The following is a 5,642-nucleotide window of genomic DNA, read 5'->3' as shown; positions in this document are numbered from 1 at the left end:
GTATAAGAGTTTAGATAAAAAACAAACACACCATATAAAAATGACTGAAATATAATTATTTAAATAAATACTGAAAGACAAAATATTCATTGTGAAAATTAGTTATTTAACACTCTAATCCATTAATCAAATACCTATAAACCCACTATATTCTGTGATATCTCTTTCTCTATAATATTATTAGGTTTTATACTTAAAATATAATTCTTAAAGTTTTCTTCTACATCCTCTAAGGACTGTTGAAAAACTTCTTTAAAGTTTCTTTTAAATCCTATAGTTCTTAAAGTACTAAGCTGGACATAAAATCTCTTAAACTTATCCATACCAAATACTGATATAAGATACTCAGTAAAAGCCCCTGCTATAGGGTAAGTTAAGGTGTCACTAAGTCTACAAAACTCATTATTATTTATTAGGCTTCCTATATCCACATACTTATTATTTCTTAAATATTCATGTACCCAAAATCTATTCTCTATACCAAACCAGACCTTCTCAAAATACATGGCAAGTCCTTCTCTTATAAAGATACATTCTGGTATTCCTAAGGTGTTATAAGAAATAATATGAGCGTCCTCATGATATCCTATGCACTTATTACTTTCGTTATAAACAGCCCATATCTCATCTGGCATCCTAGAGAATCTATTACGAGGCTTATCACCAGAGCTTGCTCCAACCTCTTCCCTAGAATTGCATAAAAAATATTTTATTTTATCCTTCATAGAAACTTTAAGAACCTTACTTATATGTTTATTACATAATTCTTGAATTCTTACTATCTCATCTATATGCTCTTCCCCTAAACTATTCTCCATATAGTGAAATATATAGTTATCACTATGTTTTATAGTCCAATTCTTCCCCACAATTAAATCCCCCTTATATTTGCCTTTTAATATAACTAAAATAATCTTTATCTTATATATTATGCAAAAGTCTATGTAATCCTTTAACTATTAGGGAATTTAATACCTAAACTAAAAAAAGGATATACATTTGTATATCCTTTAATCTTCTTATGTAGACCGTGCACCTCATGTCGACAATAATCCATAAGCGTTACCCATACAGTTAGCTCAAGTCAGATTGATCCACGGCACACGAAAGTGACTACTTATCGCTGCTTCCTTCCGGATCTGACGAGGTTCATAGGCTTCCGTTGCGTGGGACCCAACTCTCAACACCACTTATATGGGCCAGGCCCTACGAATTAATGCCTCGATGAGGAATTCGACCCTGCTAAGGCGGGTTGCAGGTACAGGGCACCGCCAGCTCCCCATCTAGCACGGCAAAAATAAAATGGCGGAGAGAGCGGGATTCGAACCCGCGGTAGAGTTGCCCCTACACACGCTTTCCAGGCGTGCTCCTTCAACCGCTCAGACATCTCTCCATATTATTTATTATGCTATACATATTTAATTGTTACACTGGTTATTATAATACAGTATTTTTAGTAATGCAAGTATTTTTGCTAAAATATTAAATGGTATTTTATTATTAATAAAACAATTTAGCTATATTTATACATGGATATTATAGATAAACTCATTTATGGTTTTCATTATCGTATTCTATTTTCAATATATTATTATTATTATGCTTTTATTTGTAAATTTATAAATTTATATTATCTTAGAAGTATTTAATATTAATTTAAGAGTATTTTTTAAAATTAATAATATAATTAAACTATATAATAGAGTTGACTTTTAAGAGCTTAATATATAAAGTAGCAAAGTTAGAGGAGTGATTATTTGTGCATTATTCAATAAAAGGCGATACTTTTCCTGTAGTAATCTGTGAAATGACAGAGGGTGAATCTCTAATCACTGAATCTGGAGCTATGGGATGGATGAGTGAGAATTTTAAGATGGATACTAATATAAAGGGTGGATTCATGGGGGGTATCTCTAGGATGTTTTCTGGAGAATCCATATTTTTAAATACTTACACTTGTACTAATGGTCTAGGCTCCATTGCTTTTCCTTCTTCTTTTCCTGGTAAGATTATTGCAAGAGAGCTATCGCCTAATGAGTCTATAATATGTCAAAAGGGAGCTTTCTTAGCTGGTAGTGACACCTTGTCTTTAGAAATACATTTTAAAAAGAAATTAAGTTCAGGATTCTTTGGTGGAGAAGGCTTTATTCTTCAAAAGATAAGTGGTCCTGGTATTATATTTTTAGAATTTGATGGTTATATTGAGGAAATTCTTTTATCCCCCGGAGAAAAGTTAAAAGTTGATACAGGTAATATAGCCATGTTTGAACCTTCAGTTGGCTTTGATATAGAAATGATTAAGGGAGTTAAAAATATGCTATTTGGTGGAGAAGGTCTTTTCTTAACCACCCTTACTGGACCTGGTAAAGTATATGTTCAAAGTATGCCTATACAGAATTTAGCTGGAAGACTATCTCGCTATATGTATACTACTACTGAAAAATAAGCTACCTTCATACCTTGTTTAAACACTATATATTTGTAGTGTGTATCTTCTTAGTATTAGTAGAAAAGTTGTTTTTAGCCACAGATTTAAAACTTATATAATAAGGTTTACTGGTAATTTTAAGGCAATGTTTATGAAATCTATTCATTAACATTGCCTTCTTCTGATATAATTTAATATAAAGAGGGGGTAATTAAAAATGAAAAAGAAAGATATTTTGTGGGGTCTTGGTCTAATCCTTATTATTATGTTCCTAGTTTATCCTTCAACTCATCATATATTTGTTGAAGCTACTAAGTCATATCCTTATATTACAGGTTTTGTAAAGGTTTCCATTTTAGCTATTATGGGAGAACTACTTGCTATAAGAATATCTAATGGAGATTTTATCAAACCTAAAGGTTTTATTTTAAAATTCATAGTATGGGGCTTTATAGGCATGGTATTTGTAATTATGTTTGATTTATTCGCTAGTGGTGTTTTATCTCTAAAATCTAAGGGGTTACTACCATCTTTATCTAACCCAAGCCTAGATAATTTCATAACTGCATTTTTAACCAGTTCTCTTATGAACTTAATCTTCGCTCCTACTTTTATGGCTTTCCATAGAGTAACTGATACTTGCATCGATCTTGGTACCACTGACATAAACAAGGTTCTAGATGCTATTGATTGGCATGGTTTTATATCTTTTGTAGTTATAAAAACCATTCCTTTATTCTGGATTCCAGCTCACACCTTTACCTTTATGCTACCAGCTGAATATAGAGTTCTATCTGCATCATTTTTATCTATAGCATTGGGTACTATTTTAGCCTTAGCTAAAAAATCAAAACCTAAGGTTAACAAGACCTTAGGATCATAATTATAATTAAAATAATTTTTAGTATAAGTTTCTTGAGAATGCTCTTCTTAAGGTTTAATCTTATATAAATAAACCACCTTATAATTGAAACTAAATCACCAGCTACCATTATTTAGAGCCTATTCAAAGGTTGAATTTTGAAAAAATTTATTTATATTAGAAAATTATAAATTATTCATATTATCTTAATACTTCAGTTGTGATCTATTAGATAAACTAAAACAGAGTTATGGCTAATAATTCTAAAATTAGCCATAACCCTGTTTTTAAAATCCTAATTAAAAATCAATAATCTAATATTCTCTTTTAGTTATATTATTATTTATGTTAAATATATTTACTTTTCTACAGCCCCACACATCTCACAGGAGTCACAAATATCACACACTTCACAATGTACACAGGTTATCTTGTCCTTATAAGTCATTATATCTGCATTAATACCATATATAACTTTTAAGTTTTCCCTAGTTATAACTTCCTTAGGAGTTCCCTCTGCTATTATATTTCCTTCCTTCATAGCTATTATATTATGAGAGTAACTTGCTGCTTGATTAATATCGTGTAATACCATTATTATGGTCTTATTCTCTTCTTCATTTAACCTTTTTAGTAGATTAAGGACCTCTAGTTGATGCATTATATCAAGGTATGTTGTAGGCTCATCTAGTATTATGGTATCTGTTCCCTGAGCTAAGGCCATAGCTATCCATACCCTCTGTCTTTGTCCTCCTGATAAACTATCTACTTTTGAGTTTTCGATATGTTTTAAATTAGTCACATTTAAAGCCCAATCTATGTATTTATAGTCTTCCTCTGTTAAAGAAGAAAAAGGCTTTTGATATGGAAATCTACCATAAGCTACAAGATCTCTAATCTTAAGACCTTCTGGTGAAGTTGTTATCTGAGCTAAAAAAGCTAACCTTTTAGCTACTTCCTTCCCCTCTATCTTGCTGATCTCTTTTCCTTCTAAAAGTATACTTCCATTCTCTCTCTTTAAAATCTTACCTATGGTTTTTATTAAAGTAGATTTACCACAACCATTAGGTCCTATGATAGATGTTATTTTACCCTTTGGGATAGAAGTTTCCACTCCATTTATTATTATTTTCTTTCCATATCCAACAGCTAAATCACTTATATTTATTATATTACTCATAATATCCTCCTAATTAATTATTCTTTATCATAAGATAAAGAAAATAAGGTGCTCCAAGTACAGATATAATCATTCCAACTGGTAACTCTCCACCATTGGATAGAACTCTTACTAGAAGATCCGCCGCCATTAAAAGTACCGATCCTACTAACATTGATATAAAAATTAATTTTTTATGCATTGGTCCAACTAAAGCTCTTCCTATATGAGCTGCAACAAACCCTACAAACCCTATAGAACCAACCATTGCTATGGATGAACATGAAAGAAGTACTGCTGCAAATATAAGCTTAAATCTTTCTCTCTCCACATTAACCCCAAGAGAGGTTGCTGTGTGTTCACCAAGATTAAAAACATCTAGATATAGAGCCTTATATACTATGTAAGGAATAAGTACTAATGCCCAAGGTAATATTGATAAAATTCCCTTCCAACTACTTCCCCATAAAGTTCCTGACATCCATAGAGTTGCAAAATTATAATCTCCATCAGATAAGGTCATAGTTAAAAGCAAGGTTAAAGCACTATAGGCCGTACTTAAACATATTCCTGTTAATATTAATCTATTGTTATTAACTCCCTTTTTCCAAGCTAAGGTGTAAATTATAAATAAAGATGCTATCCCTCCAACTATGGAGAAAAAGGGCATTATGAATGTAAAACTTGAATTTAAACTTTTAGATCCATTAGCAAATACAGTTAAACAAACTATAACCACAAGACTTGCAGCAGAATTAACTCCCACAATAGATGTATCTACTAACGCATTTCTTGTTATGGACTGCATTATAACTGCTGATAATGCTAAGGCTGCTCCTACTATAATAGCCATTACAACCCTTGGCATTCTAAAATGAAATAGTATAACTTGTTTTTCTGTAAGTAGTTCCATAATAGATATATTGGTACTTCCTAAAGTAACTCCTAATATAAATAAAACCACTAAGGATAGGGTTAATAAAGAAGCCCATAAAATAAACCTTTTCTTTTCATTTGTAATTTCCATTTAAAAGCCTCCTTCTGTTTTTCTTGCTAAATATAAGAAAAATATAACTCCTATAATTGAGGTTATAGTTCCAACTGGAGTTTCAAAAGGTGGTCTTATCATTCTTGATATTAAATCTGAGTACACTAAAAGTATACTTCCTAAAAACCCTGAAGTTATTATTATC

6 protein-coding genes, 1 tRNA gene and 1 other RNA gene are annotated in these 5,642 nt (G+C 31.2%); 2 read left to right on the top strand and 6 right to left on the bottom strand.

Annotated elements, in window-relative coordinates; genetic code table 11:
* Positions 1 to 134: 134 nt before the first annotated feature.
* From AB2369_RS10865 to AB2369_RS10855, 3 genes are all read right to left on the bottom strand, one after another.
* Positions 135 to 869 (bottom strand): hypothetical protein, encoded by a 735-nt coding sequence (locus tag AB2369_RS10865; RefSeq protein ID WP_367666500.1) that lies wholly within the window; start codon positions 867 to 869, stop codon positions 135 to 137.
* 159 nt (positions 870 to 1,028) lie between these two features.
* An RNA gene (gene ffs, locus AB2369_RS10860) (signal recognition particle sRNA large type) lies at positions 1,029 to 1,292 on the bottom strand.
* 11 nt (positions 1,293 to 1,303) lie between these two features.
* A tRNA-Ser gene (locus AB2369_RS10855) sits at positions 1,304 to 1,393 on the bottom strand.
* 366 nt (positions 1,394 to 1,759) lie between these two features.
* On the opposite strand from AB2369_RS10855, the gene AB2369_RS10850 reads away from it, so the two are divergent.
* Both AB2369_RS10850 and AB2369_RS10845 read left to right on the top strand, forming a co-directional pair.
* The gene (locus AB2369_RS10850) at positions 1,760 to 2,446 is read left to right on the top strand and encodes a TIGR00266 family protein (RefSeq protein WP_367666499.1); all 687 of its coding nucleotides are present in this window, start codon (positions 1,760 to 1,762) and stop codon (positions 2,444 to 2,446) included.
* A gap of 199 nt (positions 2,447 to 2,645) precedes the next feature.
* A complete protein-coding gene (locus tag AB2369_RS10845; protein WP_367666498.1) occupies positions 2,646 to 3,311 on the top strand; it encodes a hypothetical protein in 666 nt (221 codons plus the stop codon).
* Positions 3,312 to 3,648: 337 nt separating this feature from the next.
* Here AB2369_RS10845 and AB2369_RS10840 read toward each other — a convergent pair whose 3' ends face one another.
* Genes AB2369_RS10840 through AB2369_RS10830 form a run of 3 tightly spaced genes read right to left on the bottom strand, consistent with a single transcriptional unit; the run spans position 3,649 to position 5,635 of the window.
* Positions 3,649 to 4,470 (bottom strand): ABC transporter ATP-binding protein, encoded by an 822-nt coding sequence (locus tag AB2369_RS10840; RefSeq protein ID WP_367666497.1) that lies wholly within the window; start codon positions 4,468 to 4,470, stop codon positions 3,649 to 3,651.
* A gap of 13 nt (positions 4,471 to 4,483) precedes the next feature.
* On the bottom strand, positions 4,484 to 5,476 hold the full coding sequence (locus tag AB2369_RS10835) for a FecCD family ABC transporter permease (RefSeq protein WP_367666496.1): 993 nt from the start codon (positions 5,474 to 5,476) through the stop codon (positions 4,484 to 4,486).
* Entirely contained in the window at positions 5,477 to 5,635 is a 159-nt protein-coding gene (locus tag AB2369_RS10830) for an iron chelate uptake ABC transporter family permease subunit (protein WP_367666501.1), read from the bottom strand.
* Positions 5,636 to 5,642: the final 7 nt, after the last annotated feature.

The organism is Clostridium sp., assembly GCF_040797585.1.
GTDB lineage: Bacteria > Bacillota > Clostridia > Clostridiales > Clostridiaceae > Clostridium_Z.
This window is presented reverse-complemented; position numbering and strand designations above follow the sequence as displayed.

Bases quoted from the DNA above. Each gene is read 5' to 3' on its own strand.
- AB2369_RS10835 (WP_367666496.1), bottom strand. From the start codon at position 5,476: ATGGAAATTACAAATGAAAAGAAAAGGTTTATTTTATGGGCTTCTTTA.
- AB2369_RS10845 (WP_367666498.1), top strand. From the start codon at position 2,646: ATGAAAAAGAAAGATATTTTGTGGGGTCTTGGTCTAATCCTTATTATT.
- AB2369_RS10840 (WP_367666497.1), bottom strand. From the start codon at position 4,470: ATGAGTAATATAATAAATATAAGTGATTTAGCTGTTGGATATGGAAAG.